14 protein-coding genes are annotated in these 16315 nt (G+C 61.1%); 8 read left to right on the top strand and 6 right to left on the bottom strand.

Annotated features, from left to right (window positions below; all coding sequences use genetic code 11):
* Positions 1-71: 71 nt before the first annotated feature.
* The 5 genes from ACZ5WW_RS13530 (at position 72) to ACZ5WW_RS13510 (ending at position 6806) form a co-directional block, all read left to right on the top strand.
* Entirely contained in the window at positions 72-1466 is a 1395-nt protein-coding gene (locus ACZ5WW_RS13530) for a sulfatase family protein (protein ID WP_377168428.1), read from the top strand.
* 133 nt (positions 1467-1599) lie between these two features.
* Entirely contained in the window at positions 1600-2715 is a 1116-nt protein-coding gene (locus ACZ5WW_RS13525; protein ID WP_377168426.1) for a fatty acid desaturase, read from the top strand.
* 382 nt (positions 2716-3097) lie between these two features.
* A complete protein-coding gene (gene uvrB / locus ACZ5WW_RS13520) occupies positions 3098-5275 on the top strand; it encodes an excinuclease ABC subunit UvrB (protein ID WP_377168424.1) in 2178 nt (725 codons plus the stop codon).
* A gap of 269 nt (positions 5276-5544) precedes the next feature.
* Positions 5545-5907, top strand: a complete 363-nt coding sequence (locus ACZ5WW_RS13515) for a GntR family transcriptional regulator (protein ID WP_377168422.1) — start codon at positions 5545-5547, stop codon at positions 5905-5907.
* Entirely contained in the window at positions 5904-6806 is a 903-nt protein-coding gene (locus tag ACZ5WW_RS13510; protein ID WP_377168420.1) for an ABC transporter ATP-binding protein, read from the top strand. The genes ACZ5WW_RS13515 and ACZ5WW_RS13510 overlap by 4 nt, the downstream gene beginning before the upstream one ends.
* A 9-nt stretch (positions 6807-6815) precedes the next feature.
* Here the strand turns inward: ACZ5WW_RS13510 and ACZ5WW_RS13505 are convergent, their stop codons facing one another.
* A complete protein-coding gene (locus ACZ5WW_RS13505; protein WP_377168418.1) occupies positions 6816-7238 on the bottom strand; it encodes a type II toxin-antitoxin system VapC family toxin in 423 nt (140 codons plus the stop codon).
* Positions 7239-7245: 7 nt separating this feature from the next.
* The gene (locus ACZ5WW_RS13500) at positions 7246-7458 is read right to left on the bottom strand and encodes a hypothetical protein (RefSeq protein WP_377168416.1); all 213 of its coding nucleotides are present in this window, start codon (positions 7456-7458) and stop codon (positions 7246-7248) included.
* A gap of 106 nt (positions 7459-7564) precedes the next feature.
* Here ACZ5WW_RS13500 and ACZ5WW_RS13495 point away from each other — a divergent pair, with 106 nt between their 5' ends.
* Genes ACZ5WW_RS13495 through ACZ5WW_RS13485 form a run of 3 tightly spaced genes read left to right on the top strand, consistent with a single transcriptional unit; the run spans position 7565 to position 12876 of the window.
* Positions 7565-10099, top strand: a complete 2535-nt coding sequence (locus ACZ5WW_RS13495; protein WP_377168414.1) for a hypothetical protein — start codon at positions 7565-7567, stop codon at positions 10097-10099.
* Complete coding sequence (locus ACZ5WW_RS13490; RefSeq protein WP_377168412.1) at positions 10096-11808, top strand: hypothetical protein; 1713 nt, start codon at positions 10096-10098, stop codon at positions 11806-11808. The genes ACZ5WW_RS13495 and ACZ5WW_RS13490 overlap by 4 nt, the downstream gene beginning before the upstream one ends.
* A gap of 57 nt (positions 11809-11865) precedes the next feature.
* A complete protein-coding gene (locus tag ACZ5WW_RS13485; protein ID WP_377168410.1) occupies positions 11866-12876 on the top strand; it encodes a Gfo/Idh/MocA family protein in 1011 nt (336 codons plus the stop codon).
* A 219-nt stretch (positions 12877-13095) separates the two neighbouring features.
* Here the strand turns inward: ACZ5WW_RS13485 and ACZ5WW_RS13480 are convergent, their stop codons facing one another.
* The 4 genes from ACZ5WW_RS13480 to ACZ5WW_RS13465 all read right to left on the bottom strand — a co-directional run bounded on the left by ACZ5WW_RS13480 (position 13096) and on the right by ACZ5WW_RS13465 (position 16198).
* Complete coding sequence (locus ACZ5WW_RS13480) at positions 13096-13893, bottom strand: ABC transporter permease (protein ID WP_377168408.1); 798 nt, start codon at positions 13891-13893, stop codon at positions 13096-13098.
* Positions 13890-14675 carry an ABC transporter ATP-binding protein gene (locus ACZ5WW_RS13475; protein WP_377168406.1) on the bottom strand — a complete coding sequence of 262 codons (786 nt, stop codon included), beginning with the start codon at positions 14673-14675 and terminating at the stop codon, positions 13890-13892. The genes ACZ5WW_RS13480 and ACZ5WW_RS13475 overlap by 4 nt, the downstream gene beginning before the upstream one ends.
* 117 nt (positions 14676-14792) lie before the next feature.
* Positions 14793-15551 (bottom strand): inositol monophosphatase family protein, encoded by a 759-nt coding sequence (locus ACZ5WW_RS13470; protein WP_377168404.1) that lies wholly within the window; start codon positions 15549-15551, stop codon positions 14793-14795.
* Positions 15548-16198: a phosphopantothenoylcysteine decarboxylase domain-containing protein gene (locus ACZ5WW_RS13465; RefSeq protein WP_377168402.1), complete on the bottom strand. Its 651-nt coding sequence runs from the start codon at positions 16196-16198 to the stop codon at positions 15548-15550. The genes ACZ5WW_RS13470 and ACZ5WW_RS13465 overlap by 4 nt, the downstream gene beginning before the upstream one ends.
* Between the last annotated feature and the right edge of the window lie 117 nt (positions 16199-16315).

The raw sequence follows: 16315 nt of genomic DNA, 5'->3' as shown, positions 1-16315 counted from the left end.
GAAGGGCTGTGCGACACACTTTCGGCAGACTGCCGGAGGCAAGGAGCTGCGATTGGCTGCGTTTAGCAGCCATGATGTTCCGCTTTCTTCTGTGTTTCCTGCTGGGTGGTGTCTGTTTTGCCGCGCAGCCCAACATCGTCCTGATTGTGAGTGATGATCAGGGCTACCCGGATCTGGGGTGCATCGGCAGCAAGCCGCTGGTGACGCCGAATCTGGACAGGCTGGCGGCGGAGGGGGTGCGGGGGACGAGCTTTTATGTGACGTGGCCGGCGTGCACGCCGTCGCGGGGGAGCATTCTGACGGGGCGGTATCCGCAGCGGAACGGGCTCTACGACATGGTGCGGAATGATCTGGTGAACTACGGGCACCGGTATGATGCGGAGGAGTATGCGGTGTCTCCGGAGATGACGCTGGGGCTGGATGTGCGGGAGGTGACGGTGGGGGAGATGCTGCGGAAGGCGGGGTATGCGACGGGGTGCGTGGGGAAGTGGGACATGGGGCAGGCGAGGCGCTTTCTGCCGCTGCAGCGGGGGTTTGATTTCTTCTACGGGCACGGGAACAACGGGATCGACTACTACACGCATGAGCGGTACGGGGTGGCGTCGCTGTTCCGGGGGAATGTGAGGACGGAGGAGGACAGGGGGACGTATGTGACGGAGGTGTTCCGGCGGGAGGCGCTGTATTTTTTAAATGAGCATGCGGGGAGGAAGCCGTTCTTTTTGTACCTGGCCTTCAACGCGCCGCATGGGGCGTCGAGCTTTGGGGAGGGGACGAAGGAGGGGGAAAAGAAGCTGAGCGAGGGGGTGCAGGCGCCGGAGAAGTACGTGGCGATGTACCGGGGGAAGGTGAAGAGCGAGAAGCTGGCGCGCTACTGCGGGGCGGTGACGTGCATGGACGAGGCGATCGGCGCGGTGATGGAGGCGGTGGAGAAGGCGGGGCAGCGGGAGAACACGCTGTTTGTGTTTTTGTCTGACAACGGGGGGAGCGGGAATGGCGGGAACGAGCCGCTGCGGGGGCACAAGAGCACGATGTGGGAGGGCGGGCTGCGGGTGCCTTTCATCGTGCGCTGGCCGGGCGGGAAGGTGCCGGCGGGGAAGGTGACGGATGAGTTCATGACTTCGCTGGAGCTGGTGCCGACGCTGCTGGCGGCGGCGGGTGCGCAGGGTCCGGAGGGGGTGAAGCTGGATGGATTCAACTTGCTGCCGGTGCTGCGGGGTGAGGTGAAATCGCCGAGGCGGGAGATGTTTTGGCAGAGGCGCGGAGACAAGGCGGCGCGGGTGGAGAACTGGAAGTGGGTGGCGTCTGAGAACGGCGGGGGGCTCTATGATTTGAGCACGGACAGCGGGGAGAAGAAGGACCTTTCGGGGGAGAAACCGGAGGTGGTGAAGATGGTGCGGGAGAGATTTGCGGCGTGGCGGGCAGAGATGGAGGCGAGCGAGGCGAGGGGGCCCTTTCGGGACTACTGATGGCCAAATGTCTGTGAATGAGTCATTTATAATGAGAAACGATCTCAACAGGGCAATTGATGAGAAGAATTTCACAAATTGAGTATGGGACTATTGCAAAAAACGTGCTAATGAGAGGGCTCCATCCAAACACATGACCAGCGCCAGCGCCCCTGAGATGACTTCTCCCAAGCCCCAGGCGACGATTTCCGAATGGAAAAAGATCGTCGCACCTTTCCAGGTCCCTTCTGTCCCACGTGCCATCTGGCAGATCCTCAACACTTTCATTCCGTATGTGCTCCTGTGGTGGGCGATGTATTGGAGCCTTTCGGTATCGTACTGGCTGACGCTGGCGATCGCGGCGGTGGTGGGTCTGCTGGTGGTGCGTATTTTCATCTTTTTCCATGACTGCGGGCATGGGTCGTTTTTCAAGTCGAAGAGGGCGAACAGCGTACTGGGCTTCATCTGCGGGATGCTGACATTCACGCCGTATTCGCACTGGAGCTGGCAGCACTCGGTGCACCACCAGACGTCGGGTGACCTGAGCCGCCGAGGGGACGGGGACATCTGGACGATGACGGTGAAGGAGTACCAGGCGGCGAGCCCGAAGTGGCGCTGGTTTTACCGGCTGATCCGGAACCCGTTCACGCTGTTTGTGGTGGGGCCGCTGGCGCTGTTTTTGATCCATCAGCGCTTCCCTTCGCCGCGTGCGAAGGGGAAGGACCGCAAGTCGGTGATGGTGATGAACGTGGCGCTGGTGCTCATGATTGTGGCGATGAGCTGGCTGTTTGGCTTCAAGAACTACGTGATGATGCAGCTGCCGGTGACGATGTTTGCGGGGATCGCGGGGATCTGGATGTTTTATGTGCAGCACCAGTACGAGGACGTGTACTGGGAGCACAAGGATGAGTGGGACTACACGACGGCGGCGCTGCAGGGGAGCTCTTTCTACAAGCTGCCGAAGATCTTCCAGTGGTTCACGGGGAACATCGGCTTTCACCATGTGCACCACCTGAGCTCACGGATCCCGAACTACTACCTGGAGAAGTGCCATAACTCGCACCCGATGTTTTACTCGATCAAGCCGCTGACGTTTTGGGAGAGCCTGAAGTGCATCAACCTGCGGATCTACGACGAGAGCGACAAGAAGCTGATCTCGTGGAAGGAATACCGCCAGCGCTATGGCGCGGAGGCGCCTGTGGCAAAGACGGAGGAAGTGGATCCGGCGGATCTGCCTGCGCCGAGCGAGATCGGTTCCGGGATGTCGTAAGAGGGCGTCGATTTAACAGCGTAGAATTTGAAGCCCGCGGGGAATACCTGCGGGCTTTGTTTTTTTGGGAAAGAGGCAGCCTTGGCGAGGGGTGTAGAGGGCTGGCGAAGCGAGGCCTGCGGCGGGGCGTTTTGCAGACGCTGCTGGAGGCCGATGGGTGTGGCGGAGAGGTGGGTTTGCTTCTCTGGTCGGTGGTATGAAGACCCAGGGCTTGTCGCTGCGCTCCTGCGCCCCGGCTGAATCCGTCGCCCTTTCAGGGCTGGTGTCTGGCCGGGGGAATGGGTCAAAGTGGTGCTCTTTGAGTGCCGTGGATGCAGGCTCATTTTTAACGGCGCATGGTATTATTCGGTGCATCCGGAGGACCGCAGTCGTACTTTGAAGCATGTCTGTTTTTCAGCTTAACACAGAGTACAGCCCCCAGGGGGATCAGGCGCAGGCGATTGCGAAGCTGACGAAGTCTGTGCGTGCGGGGAACCGGCACCAGACGCTGATGGGGGTGACGGGCTCGGGGAAGACCTTTACGATGGCAAACATCATCGCGGAGGTGGGGCGGCCGGCGCTGGTGTTTTCGCACAACAAGACGCTGGCGGCGCAGCTGTATTCGGAGTTTAAGAACTTCTTTCCGCGCAATGCGGTGGAGTACTTTGTGAGCTATTTCGACTACTACCAGCCGGAGGCCTACATCGCGCGGACGGACACGTACATTGAGAAGGACAGCGCGGTGAACGATGAGATCGAGCGGCTGAGGCTGGCGAGCATGGGGGCGCTGATCACGCGGCAGGACACGATCATCGTGGCGAGTGTGTCGTGCATTTACGGATTGGGATCGCCGGAGGACTATGAGGGGATGATGCTGCCGCTGAACGTGGGGATGCAGATGACGAGGGAGACGCTGCTGGGGAAGCTGGTGGACATGCTGTATGAGCGGAATGATGTGCAGCTGACGCGCGGGAAATTCCGGGCGCGGGGGGATGTGATCGAGGTGGTGCCGGCGTATCTGGAGAACGAGGCGATCCGGATTGAGTTTTTTGGGGATGAGATCGACCGGATCAGCGCGGTGGATGTGCTGACGGGGACGGTGACGCTGAAGATGCCGAGCTACACGATCTTTCCGGCGAAGCAGTTTGTGACGCCGGGGGACAAGCTGAGGCGTGCGATCGTGAAGATCCGGGAGGAGATGGAGGAGCGGGTGGCGTGGTTTGAGAAGGAGGGGAAGCTGCTGGAGGCGCAGCGGATCAAGATGCGGACGCAGTATGACATTGAGATGATGCAGGAGATGGGCTTCTGCCAGGGGATCGAGAACTACAGCCGGCACCTGACGGGGCGTGAGCCGGGGGCGACGCCGGGGACGCTGCTGGATTTCTTCAAGGAGCCGCCGCTGATGTTCATCGACGAGAGCCACGTCACCATTCCGCAGATCGGGGGGATGTTTGAAGGGGACAAGTCGCGCAAGACGGTGCTGGTGGAGCATGGGTTCCGGCTGCCGAGCGCGCTGGACAACCGGCCGCTGAGGTTTGAGGAGTTCATGGGGAAGGTGGGGCAGCTGGTGTATGTGAGCGCAACGCCGGCGAGGTTTGAGATTGAGAACAGCGTGGTGGGGAATGCCGGGTACATCGCGAAGGTGGCGGATGCGCTGCCGATGGCGCGGACGGTGAAGATCAGCGGAAGCGCGGAGCCGGTGGAGAAATTTGATGTGACGACGAAGGGGCGTGCGCTGGTGGTGGAGCAGATCATCCGGCCGACGGGGCTGCTGGACCCGGTCATCACGGTGAAGCCGCTGAACGGGCAGATTGATGAGACGATCGAGCTTTGCCGGCAAAGGGTGGAGAAGCGTGAGCGTGTGCTGGTGACGACGTTGACGAAGCGGACGGCGGAGGATTTGACGGACTACCTGAGGAATCTGAATTTCAAGGTGCGGTATCTGCACAGCGACATCGATGCGATCGAGCGGGTGGAGATTCTACGCAGTCTGCGCGCGGGGGACTGCGATGTGCTGGTGGGGATCAATCTGCTGAGAGAGGGGCTGGATCTGCCGGAGGTGAGCCTGGTGTGCATTTTGGATGCGGACAAGGAGGGCTTTCTGCGGAGTGAGTCGTCACTGATCCAGACGGCGGGACGTGCGGCGCGGCATGTGAACGGGGAGGTGGTGCTGTTTGCGGATCTGCAGACGAAGAGCATCCAGCAACTGCTGAGCATCAGCGGGTACCGGCGTCAGGTGCAGATGGAGCACAACGAGAGGCATGGGATCACGCCGCAGACGGTGCAGCGTGCGGTGCAGGAGAGCCTGCAAATCCTGGGCAAGGCGCGCGAGGTGGAGGAGAGCGTGGTGCGCGAGGGTGGCGGGGATTTTGCGATCACGGAGACGATCCGTGAGCTGGAGCAGGAGATGGCGGCGGCGGCGAGCAAGCTGGAGTATGAGCGCGCGGCGCTGCTGCGGGACCAGATTCGTGAGCTGAAGAAGCGTGCGGGGCTGAATGCGGATGATACGGGGGCGCTGCCGGCGCAGCGAAAGAGTGTGGTGTATGGGAAGGGAAAGCGCGGGGGGAGGAAGGGGAGGTAATTTATGATTTACGATTTGTAATTTATGATTTCAGTTTTGTGAAGGTGGCTCGTGGAGTGGGGGCTCGAGAGTTTTTTTGCAAGGGATTTGAGAGCAATTGAATGGGGGAATTGGATTGAGGGAGGCGGTGGGCTGAGTGGGAGTGATGAAGTGATTTTGAGGGACGGAGATCTCTCATTCCTTGGGGCAGTCGGAGGGACCGAAAGAGGAGGGAAAAATTTTGCTTGCCAGTGTAACAGATGTGCTGTTACACTAATAACACTTCGCGTATGCTGCCTTTTTCGATTCAGCTTCAAGATGGGACGCCGGTGTCTGACCAGATACTTGGGGCGGTGCGCAAGGCGTTGCTGACGGGACAGATGAGGGCGGGGGATGCGTTTCCGAGTGTGCGGACGCTGAGCCAGGAGCTGAGGATCAGCCCGACGACGGCGCACAAGGTGGTGCTGCAACTGAAGGACGCGGGGTGGCTGAATGCACGACCGGGGATCGGGATGGTGGTGACGGTGCCGGAGCAGCCAAATCTGACGGAACGGCTGGCGCAGATCACGCCGGAATGCCGGGCGCTGCTCAAGGAGGCGGCGGAACTGAATCTCACGCTGGAGCAAGTCATCAAACATCTCAAAAGCCTATGATCACGATCACCGATCTGCATAAACGTTTCCGCAAAACCGAGGCCGTGGCGGGTCTGAGCCTGGAGGTGCCGGAGGGGCAGGTGACGGCGTTTCTGGGGCCGAATGGCGCAGGGAAGAGCACGACGATCAAATGTCTCTTAAATCTGCACCGGCCGGACAGCGGGCGGATTGAGGTGCTGGGCGGGGATTCGCGGAAGCTGGGTCCGGCGCAGTTCACGCAGATTGGCTATGTGTCTGAAAACATGGAGCTGCCGCTGTGGATGACGGTGGGGCAGTTTTTGGACTACTGCAGGCCGTTGTATCCGAACTGGGACGGGGCGTTTGAGAAGCAGCTCATGGGGCAGTTTGACCTGCCGACGGGGACGAAGCTGAAGGATCTCTCGCGCGGAATGCGGATGAAGGCGGCGCTGCTGAGCAGCCTGGCGTACCGGCCGAAGCTGGTGGTGCTGGACGAGCCTTTCAGCGGGCTGGACCCGCTGGTGAGGGATGAGTTTATCCGGGGGCTGTTGGAGCTGACGGAGCAGGAGGGATGGACGGTGTTTGTGTCGTCACATGACATCGAGGAGGTGCAGCGGCTGGCGGACCGGGTGGCGATCATCAACCGGGGGAAGCTGGCGCTGGCTGAGACGAGCGACAGCCTGCAAGCGAGGTTTCGTGCGGTGGAGGTGGTGCTACCAGATGATGGTAGAGCGCCGGTGAATCTGCCGAATGACTGGCTGCATGCGGAGCAGGCGGGGAGGACGCTGCGGTTTACGGCGAGCCGGTTTGCGAATGAGGAGGCGCTGGCTGCGGTGCTGCGGGAGGCGGTGCCGGGGGCGACGCAGCATGAGGTGCGGGCGATGAGCCTGCGGGAGATCTTTGTGGCGCTGGCGAGGGCTTACCGACTGGAAGGGAAATGAAGCATGAATTCAATCCAGCCAGTTTTCTACACGCAAGCCCGGGACCTTCTCGAAATCGACGAGATTCCGGGTGAGGATCGTGGCGCCGTATTCGAGCGCGATGGAAGCGATGCGCAGATCGAGGGTACCGATATTGAGCTTGGAGGATTTCAAGCCGTCAAAGATGTCAGCGGAATCTGCGCTCCAAGGAAGACAGGTCCATCGTTGCAAGTCAGCCAAGCTGTTCTGGAACTGCGCGTAAGAACGCACGCCGCGATCCAACTGCCGATGAGGCTGAATCTCAGCGAGCCAGCCTTTGAGTACCTCCTGAGGAGTGATGACCGCAAGAAAGAAGTCATCAACCTGGGACAGCTCCATTCGATTTTGCAATCGAAGTCCCGCAGCACTTTTCCGAACGAATTCAGAATAGTGATTGGTGTCGAGGAGGAACATTACGGACTTAAGATTCGCCGCGGTTCGCTTGTTCGCGCCATTGCGCACCGAGGCGAACAGCCTCGTCGAAATGCTCGCTACCTTCCATGCTGCCAAACGATTGTTTCCATGAGTTTCGTGGGGCCACTCGAACGCCGAGCTTTTTCAGCTTCTCGACCACGGCAGCATACCTCTCGTCTTGGGACAAGGTGGGCAGGGCTGAATTTTCGAGAGCCTTCATGGGTGCATTTTAACAGCCAGGCCAGCATTTGCCAACCGGCATTTGGAGAGCGGGGCTGCACCTTTAGGATCAAGGCTTGTCATTTTGATAACTCCTCATCTGGCCTATGACACTTCATCAATTCCTGAAAGAGTTCCGGTATCTGCGGCTGCGCCTGCTGGCGTTTCTGGGGCTGCTGGGTTTTGACCTGGCGGTGAATCTGGAATGGGTGCTGCCGATGCGGGCGGGGGTGGCTTCGCCTGGCTGGCTGACTTATGTGCCGGTGGTGATTTTGCTGGCGGGGCTTTCGCTGCTGATTTCGTGCCCGGAGGACCGACCGGGAACCGACCGCAGCTTCATCAGCACGCGGCCCATGCCTGCCAAGGCCTATTGGACGGCGCGGCTGCTGATCTGGCTGCTGCTGATCGTGCTGCCGGTAGTGGTGCAAAACGGACTGTACCTGATTATTTCCGGCCGTCCTGCGGCTGATGTGCTGCGGGGGATGTGGGAGAGGCTGTGCTTTGCAGCGGGTTTTTCCGCGTGGCTGCTGCCCACGCTGGTGCTGTGGAAGCGAAGCGAGCTGTGGAAGATGCTGCTCACGGTGGTGCTGGTTTTGGTGGGGGTGTCCAAGATGCTGGACGTCGCAGGGGCGGCGTGGTGGGAGTATTACGCGAGCTATTACCAGACGTGGGCGGGGCGGGCAGCAGGGTGGGTGGTGTTTGCGGTGATGAGTGGAGTGCTGGCGTGGAGGCATCTGAGCCAGCGATTTTCATTCAAGCGAAGGCTGGGGATGACGCTGGTGGCGGGACTGGTGGCGCTGCTCACAGCGCGGTTCTGGTCATGGCAAGATTCGCCACCTGAAGCCCAGGATGCGGCTTTGGTGAAAAAGCTGTCGTCAGAATTTCAGTTTCATGTGGATCTGTCCAAAGCCCGATTCGAGGGGCCCGAGAAGAGCTATGGCCCGAGGCTGACCGCCGAGGTGAACGAAGAAACGCACATGCAGGGGGTGCATGTGGTGTTTCGGCCGCAGCGAAGTGACCTGGCCCAAGGGGGGAGTGTGCGCCATGTCGAAAGAACGGAGAAGAACCCGTACCGCCGCTCTCCGTTTGATTCCCCGCAGATGGAGGTTTTTCGTGGAGACAGAAATCTGCGCGACTTTTTTCCAAAGGGCACGCTGCTGATGGCGAATGACGAGTATTTTCCCAAGTGGACGCTGAAGGACCAGCCGCTCACCCAACTGGCCGCTTTTTCCGCGCCCCACCCCAAGTTTGATGAGCCTCTGAGCATCGAAACCGATTTTGTGGTGGACTGGTATCGGCGTGATCTGGCGCTGGATGTGCCCGTGGCAGCGGGAGCAAAAGGCACCTGCGAAGATGTGAGATGGGAAATCCTGCGCGTAATGCCTGCGGCGGGGCCGCAGCCGGGAGCGCTCACGGTTTCGCTGCGTGTGGAGTCGCGGGCGCATTGGGTGGCTGAAAATGGGCATGCCATTCTGCTGCACCTGCCGGAGCAGCGCATGCTGAGGCTGGAGCCGACGAAGCAGGTGATCGCGGGCGAACGCGGGGAGCATACCGGCTGGAGGCATCAGCAGGTGGATCTGACCTGGAACTACATTTTCAATCATGCGGAGGGAGATCCCACCGGAGCGGATCTCTCCAAGGCGCGGCTGATTCTGCTGCGCAGCCGGTATCTGGGGCAAACCCAGCAGCACTGGAAGTCGCCGGAGATGAGGCTGGCGGACCTGCCCTCCAACTGGGGCAAGAGCCTGCAGTGGTTTGAGTCGAAGGCGCTGTATGCCGGGCGTGAGATGAAAGCCTTTCAGGAGCGCATGGCCACCCTGACGCCACCGACGGCGGAGAGCACGGAGAAGGAGGCACGGCGGTATGTTTATGACCTGTTTTCCGCCGCCTCTGTCACACAGGCTGTGTACACCTATGCGGCGCATCCGCTGATCGCCGAGGCGTTTGAACCCCTGGGCCGCCACCATCTGCCGCTGATGCTGGATCTGCGTGGACAATCGTGGCCTGGCTGGTCGAACAAGCCGCCGAACAACCAGCTGGAACGTTACGTGACCGAGGAGCAGCGGGAGCTATTGATCGACCGCGCGCCGAGTCAGGCGATGCTGGCTGACCTGGTGGTGCGCAAAGGCTGGGCGGAGGCGGCCAAGAGGCTGAAGCCGCAGATCCTTTCCAGCGTGGTGCTGCCGCCCGGTGCAGACGAACTGCTGATCGCCTGGAAGGATGATCCTGATGCTGCCGAAAGGATGCTGAAGGAAGCGCCCAACGATTTCAACGGGGGGCTGATCCACGCACTGGACAAAGTGCCAGAGAGGAGGCCGGCGGTTGAGGCGGTGGTGAGCAAGCAGTTCGAAGACACGGTGCCGCTGATTCCTTCCAACAAGAGCGCGCGCGCCCTGAGCCGTGCGGCGGAGTTTGGCTCGGCGGAAGCTTTTGCCCTCTGCCTGCGCTGGCTGTCCATCGGCGGAGATCTCACTTCAAGGAGCGTCGCGCATCCCTACCTGAAACTGCTCAACGCCGATGGCAGCAACTTCTGGGACAAGCGCATGCCGGTCAGCGAGAGGTGGCCGTTTTTCCGCCGCCTGAAGGTGGAAGACTGTGAGTACGTGCCTGAGAAACGAGCCTGGAAGATTCGCCAACTATGAACGCGCCATCCTTTTCCTACCGAATGTTTCATCAATGCCGGGCTGAGTGGCGGCACCAGTACGGCATGGTGCTGCTGTGGCTGTCGGTGCTCCTCATGAGGCAATGGCATCGTGCGCATGAGGCAAGGGCCATGTTTTCAAAACTGTCCATCGCAGGATTGGACCTGTGGCTGGAAGTCGGGACAATGCTGATGGCGGCGGCGGTGGCCTGGCGAAGCGTGAGTGCCGACATGCCTGCGAACACGGACACCTTCAGCCTCACGCGACCTGTCGGGCAGTCGGCGCTGTGGTGTGGGAAGCTTCTTTTTTTGATGAGTGCGGTGATTGTGCCGACTGCACTCGTGGTCAGTGCAAGCTGGCAGCGATTTGGGCTCGGCACGGGGCAATGGGATGCCCTGACCTGTGCGGTGATGCTGAGCGGTGGGCTGGTCTGCGGGATGGCCGGAACGCTGACTGCGCTGGCATCGACATCGCGGCAGGTGTTTGCCCTGGGAGTGGTGGCGGTGCTGGGAGTGGGCGTTGAGCTGGTGATACCGGGGAGCGTGCAAGAGGCGGCCGGCATCACGCTGGAGCAGCATCATGTGGAGCAGTGCGGGAGTTTCATCGCTGCGTTTTGTGTGCTGGCCGGGCTGCTGGTGGCGTGGTGGCTGGTGACGGTGCCGAGGAGGCGGTGGATGGCAGCCTGCTGCATGACGGGGACGCTGGTGGCCGCGCCTTTGATAGCGCGTGCGTGGCGAACCGACTGGATCACACCGCCTGCGCTGAAGTATGCGAACGCAGCGAAGCTCAGCCTGAAGATGGGGAAGGCGGACCCTGCGGACAAGACGCCGGGACGCGGGCTGTGGCCGACACTGCGCATCGCAGGTCTGGGCAAAGACGAGGTGGCGAGCATCGCGGAATTTGCGCCGGTGGATGACCAAGCCACCTGGCCGCCGGAGGGGAGCTACAGCGACCTGAAGGTGAATGACAACGGGTATGACGCGTGGCTGCACCAAGATCATGCACGCGTGCTTTTCAAACACTACCCAGCCACGACGCTCTGGCGGCAGCAGATTGGGAACAACGAGATGTACAACGGGCGTAAAACGCTGGTGGAGGTGATGCAGGCGCTGCGGTTGAAACGGGAGGAGGCCATCACGCGACGCTGGCGGCTGCGGCTGGTGGTGCATGAAATGAAACGCGTGGCGACGGTTCCGTTCCGGCAGTTTTGGACGCAGGAGAACGAGTTTCTGATCCGCCCGGGACTGAGGCTGGAGTGCAATGCCTATGCCTGGCTGCGAGATGCGTGGGAGATGCATGGCCGGGCGCACCGGGTGTCTTCTTCCATCCTGACGGAAGAACCCACCCGCCCTGTGCATGTGAGAGGCCGTGATTTGAGTGATGACTTTTGCCTGGTGCTGGAAGACCTGGACCTGAAGGAGAACCGGGTGTTGTCTCTGGGGCTGGTGCAGAGGGAGAGGCAGTGGTCCAGCTATCGGGACCGCAGCCAGCAGTGGCAGACGGATGAAAACCAGGGCTTCGAAATCCGGATGTGGACGCCGAGAGAGCAGGAAGTGATCCTGAAGCGAACGCGGGATGAGTGGATCGACGCGCAGAAGGCCAGCGTGTGGCATGCGGAGGAACGTGGTGTGGTGGAGTTTGAACTGACGGCGGCGCAGATGGCGGAGGTGCTGCCGGAGCCTGTGAAGAAGGGCGAAAAGAAGCCGTGAGGTGACGGGGGCAAAGTTGGCGTGAGGAATGACCGCTTTGCGTCGTTAGGATTTGCCATGAAACGACGCGCCTTTCTCCTTGCCTGTGGGTCCACCGCTTTTGCTGCCAGTGGCAGCGCCAGATTGCGCATAGGGCAGATCGGGACGGAGCATGCGCATGCGGCGGGGAAGATGGCGGCGATGCGCGCTTTGCCGGAGCTCTGGGAGGTGGTGGGCGTGGTGGCGAAGGAGAAGGGGTATGAGGGAGTGCCGACGCTGACGGAGGAGAAGCTGCTGGGGACGCCGGATTTGAAGGCGGTGGCGGTGGAGACGCGGATGGAGGATTCGTGTGCGACGGCGCTGCGGTGCATCGAGGCGGGGAAGCATGTGCATCTGGACAAGCCGGGGGCGCTGAAGCATGCGGAGTTTAAGACGATGCGGCTGGAGGCGGAGAAGCGGGGGCTGACGGTGCAGATGGGGTATATGCTGCGCTATAATCCGGCGTTTGAGCTGCTGTTCCAAGCGGTGCGCGAGGGGTGGCTGGGGGAGATCACGGAGATCGATGCAGCGATGGGGAAGCTGGGGGATGCGAGGCAGCGTAGCATTATGGGGGCGCTGCCGGGCGGGGGATTGTTTGAGCTGGGCTGCCATGTGATCGACGCGGTGGTGACGATCCTGGGCAAGCCGCAGGGGGTGAGCGCTTTTTCAACGCCGACGCGGGATGATGGCGTGAAGGACAACCAGATGGCAGTGCTTCAGTATGCGAAGGCGACGGCAGTGGTGCGGGTGAATCATGCGGACCCGTTTGGCGGGCCGAGGCGGCGCTTTAACGTGACGGGGACGGAGGGGACGTTTGAGATTGTGCCGATGGAGAGCGGGAAGGTGAACCTGTCGCTGACGAAGGCGCGTGGTGCTTACAAGAAGGGGGCGCAGTCGTTTCAGCTGGAGGTGCCGAAGGACCGGTATGCGGGGGAGTTTACGGACCTGGCAACGGTGGTGCGCGGCGAGAAGAAGCTGGCGTGGGATGCGGCGCATGATGTGGCCGTGCATGAGACGGTGATGCGGGCGGCGGGGGCGTGGGAGCAGTGAGGGGAGCTGACGGTGGCTGAACGGTTGTTTGGGAACACAGCATGCTTTGGGCACTGTCGAGCAACCTGGGCATGCGTGAGCTGACCGACCCGCGGAAAGCGGTAGCTGCGCTCGTTCCTCGCTGCGCAACCGCAGTCCAAATGGAGAGCGTGCCTGGGTGGCGCAATGGCGGTGGGTCTTTGCGGGGGCGCTATACTCGGGCAGGATTGCCCGAGCTACTTACTGCGTGGCGAACTTGGTGAGGAGGCCGCGTTTGCGGGTGAGGTTGAGGACCCAGACGAAGAGCCAGCCGGCGAGGGTGAGGTAGATGAGGTTGAGGCCGGCGGAGAGCCAGAGGTAGTTCCAGTCCATGGTGCCGGTTTTCATGACGGAGCGCATGCCTTCGAAGATGTAGGTGGGAGGGAAGCACCAGGCGATGGGCTGTGACCAGGCGGGCATGTTTTCCACGGGGTAGAAAACGGCGACGACGGGCTGGAAGAAGAACGGGATGGCCCAGGCGAGAGATTCGACGGCGAGCCCCCAACGCAGGATGAGTGCGGTGGAGATCATGCCGAGCGCCCAGCCGAAGAGCATGAGATTGGCGAAAAATGGGATGAGCCACCAGCTGAGCTGGAAGACATTGAAGGCGTAACCAAGCCAGGAGATGAGGCTGAGCACGACGGCTGTGATGAGAATGCGCAGGACGCCGACAATGAAGGTGGCGCTGATGTATTCCGAGGAACGAACCGGGGCGACGAAGACATTGAGCAGGTTGCGGGTCCAGACGTCCTCCAGAAAGGAAATGGCAACGCCCTGCTGGGCACGGAACATGATGTCCCAGAGGATCATGCCGCCGAGGAAGAAGAGCACGTAGCTGCCGAATTCGGGATTGGTGTTCTTCTGGATGAAGACGGTGACGTTTCCCCAGACGACGAGGTCAACGACGGGCCAGAAGGCGAGCTCGACGAGGCGCATGGGACTGCGGGCGTAAAGAAACAGGTAGCGCATCACGAGGGCGCTGATGATGCGGAAATTCATAGGGCTGATTCTTCTTTCTTTGGTTCGTCGAGAAGCTCGCCGTCACGGGCGATTTTGATGAAGACATCCTCAAGGTTGTCGCTGCTGGACTGGGCAACGATGTCTGCGGGAGTGCCTTCGCAGACGATCCTGCCTTTGTGGAGGAAGATGACGCGGTCGCAGACTTCCTCGATGTCGCGCATGTTGTGGGAGGTGTAGAGGATGGCGATGTTGCGCTCGCGCTGGACTTTGCGGACGACTTTGCGGACCTTGTCGGCGATGTCGGGGTCGAGGCTGGCGGTGGGCTCGTCGAGCATGAGGAGCTCGGGGTCGTTGAGGAAGGCTTTGACGAGATTGACGCGGGTGGATTCTCCAGCGGAGAGCTGGCCGGTGACGCGCTTGCCGAGGTGGGAGATTTCGAGGAGCTCCATGAGCTCGGCGATTTTTTTCTTGGGATTCGGGACGCCGTAGATGCGGGCGAAGACGCTGAGGTTTTGCCAGACGAGGAGATTGCCGGGGAGGGCGGTGTAGGCGGAGGAGAAATTGGAGCGCTGGAGGATCTCGATGCGGTGCTTCTGCAGAGGCAGGCCGAAGGCGTTGAGCTCGCCTGAGGTCGGCAAGGTGAGGCCGAGGAGGCAGTTCATGGCGGTGGTCTTGCCGGCTCCATTGGCGCCGAGGAGGCCGAGGACTTCGCCGCGATGGAGCTGGAAGCTGAAGCGGTCGAGCGCCTTCACGCCGTCGAACTCACGGGTGAGATCGCGGGCTTCGAGGATGACTTCGCGGGTGTCGGGGGCGGAGGGCATGCGCGGTTGGGGAAAGACGGAATGATTTACACCGCAGAGATTGGAAAAACGCAGAGATCTGAGTTTTGAGTATTTTTCTCTGCGGTTTTTTCCACTGCGGTATGGCTCAGTGGGTTCTTAAAGGTACTCCTCGATGGGGAGCTTGCCGTTGGAGGCGCAGATGAACATGGTGCCGGGCTTGGTGGTGCTGGGCTTGAGCATGACTTTGCCGCCGCCCATTTCGACCATGAGCTGGCCGGCGGCGATGTCCCAGAGGCTGATCTGTTCTTCGACGTAGGCATCGAGACGGCCGGTGGCGATGTAGGCCATGGCGAGGGCGGCGCTGCCGAGCATGCGGGTTTTGCGGACTTCGTAGGCGATGCGCTTGTAGCGCTCGAAGCCGAGATCGAGGGCTTCTTTGCTCTTGGAAAAGCCGACGGTGACGACGGCTTCGGCCATTTCAGCGCGGTTGCTGACGGCGATGGGCTTGCCGTTGAGGTGGGGCTTTTCGCCACGGATGACGGTCCAGGTTTCGTTCTGCATGGGGTCGAAGATGACGCCGATGAGGAGCTCTTTGGATTCGCGTTTGCGGGCGGCGATGGAGACGCAGAAGTGGGGGATGCCGAAGAAGTAATTTACGGTGCCGTCGATGGGATCGACGATCCATTCGATGTCGCCGTTGCCGCCGGTTTCGCCGCCTTCCTCGCCGAGGATGGCGTGGTCGGGGAAGCGGGCGAGGATCATGTCGGTGATGAGCTTCTGGGAGCGGACATCGAGCTCGAGCTTGATGTCGTGGCGCTGCATTTCGTTGACGGTGAGTTCGGAGCCGAAGTTTTCGGTGATGAGTTTTCCGGCGGCGTGGGCGGCTGCGGTGGCGGTGGCGAGGAGTTCTTTCACTGCGGAGCGTGGGGGGATGAGAGACGGGAGATGTGCGCGATCAGTTCGCGCGCGAGGGCGGTTTTCGACTGCCTGGGGAGGGGAATCGAGTGACCGCCGGGGAGGCAGAGGGTGACTTCGTTTTCCAGACTGTCAAACCCGATGCCTGATTGGGATACGTCGTTGGCGATGATGAGGTCGCAGCCTTTGCGCCGAAGCTTGTCCTGGGCGTGGGGGATGAGGTTTTCTGTTTCTGCGGCAAAGCCGACGAGGAAGCCCTGGAAGCCGAAGGTGGAGCGGACGGAGCCAAGGATGTCCTCGGTGCGTTCGAGCTCCAGGGTGAGGGTGGTGGCGGACTTTTTGATTTTTTGGGTGGCGGCGTGGGCGGGGCGGTAGTCGGCGACGGCGGCGCTGAAGATGGCGGCGGTGCAGCCCGGGAGATGGGTGCGGACGGCGTCGTACATTTCACGGGCGGTTTCGACGCGGATGATTTGGATGCCGGAGGGGGGAGAGATGGTGACGGGGCCGGAGATGAGGATGACCTCATGGCCTGCGGCGTGGGCGGCTTCAGCGAGGGCGTAGCCCATGCGGCCGGAGGAGCGGTTGGAGAGAAACCGCACGGGGTCGATGGGCTCGCGGGTGGGGCCGGCGGTGATGAGGAGGCGCATTGGGAGAAGGGAGGGCTGATTTTACACCGCAGAGATTGGAAAAACGCAGAGATTTGATGAGGTCTGGATCAAGAGATGCGCCGCAGAGATTCGGAGAACGCGGAATTTTTGATCGGA

It is taken from the genome of Prosthecobacter fluviatilis (genome assembly GCF_055388355.1).
This window is presented reverse-complemented; position numbering and strand designations above follow the sequence as displayed.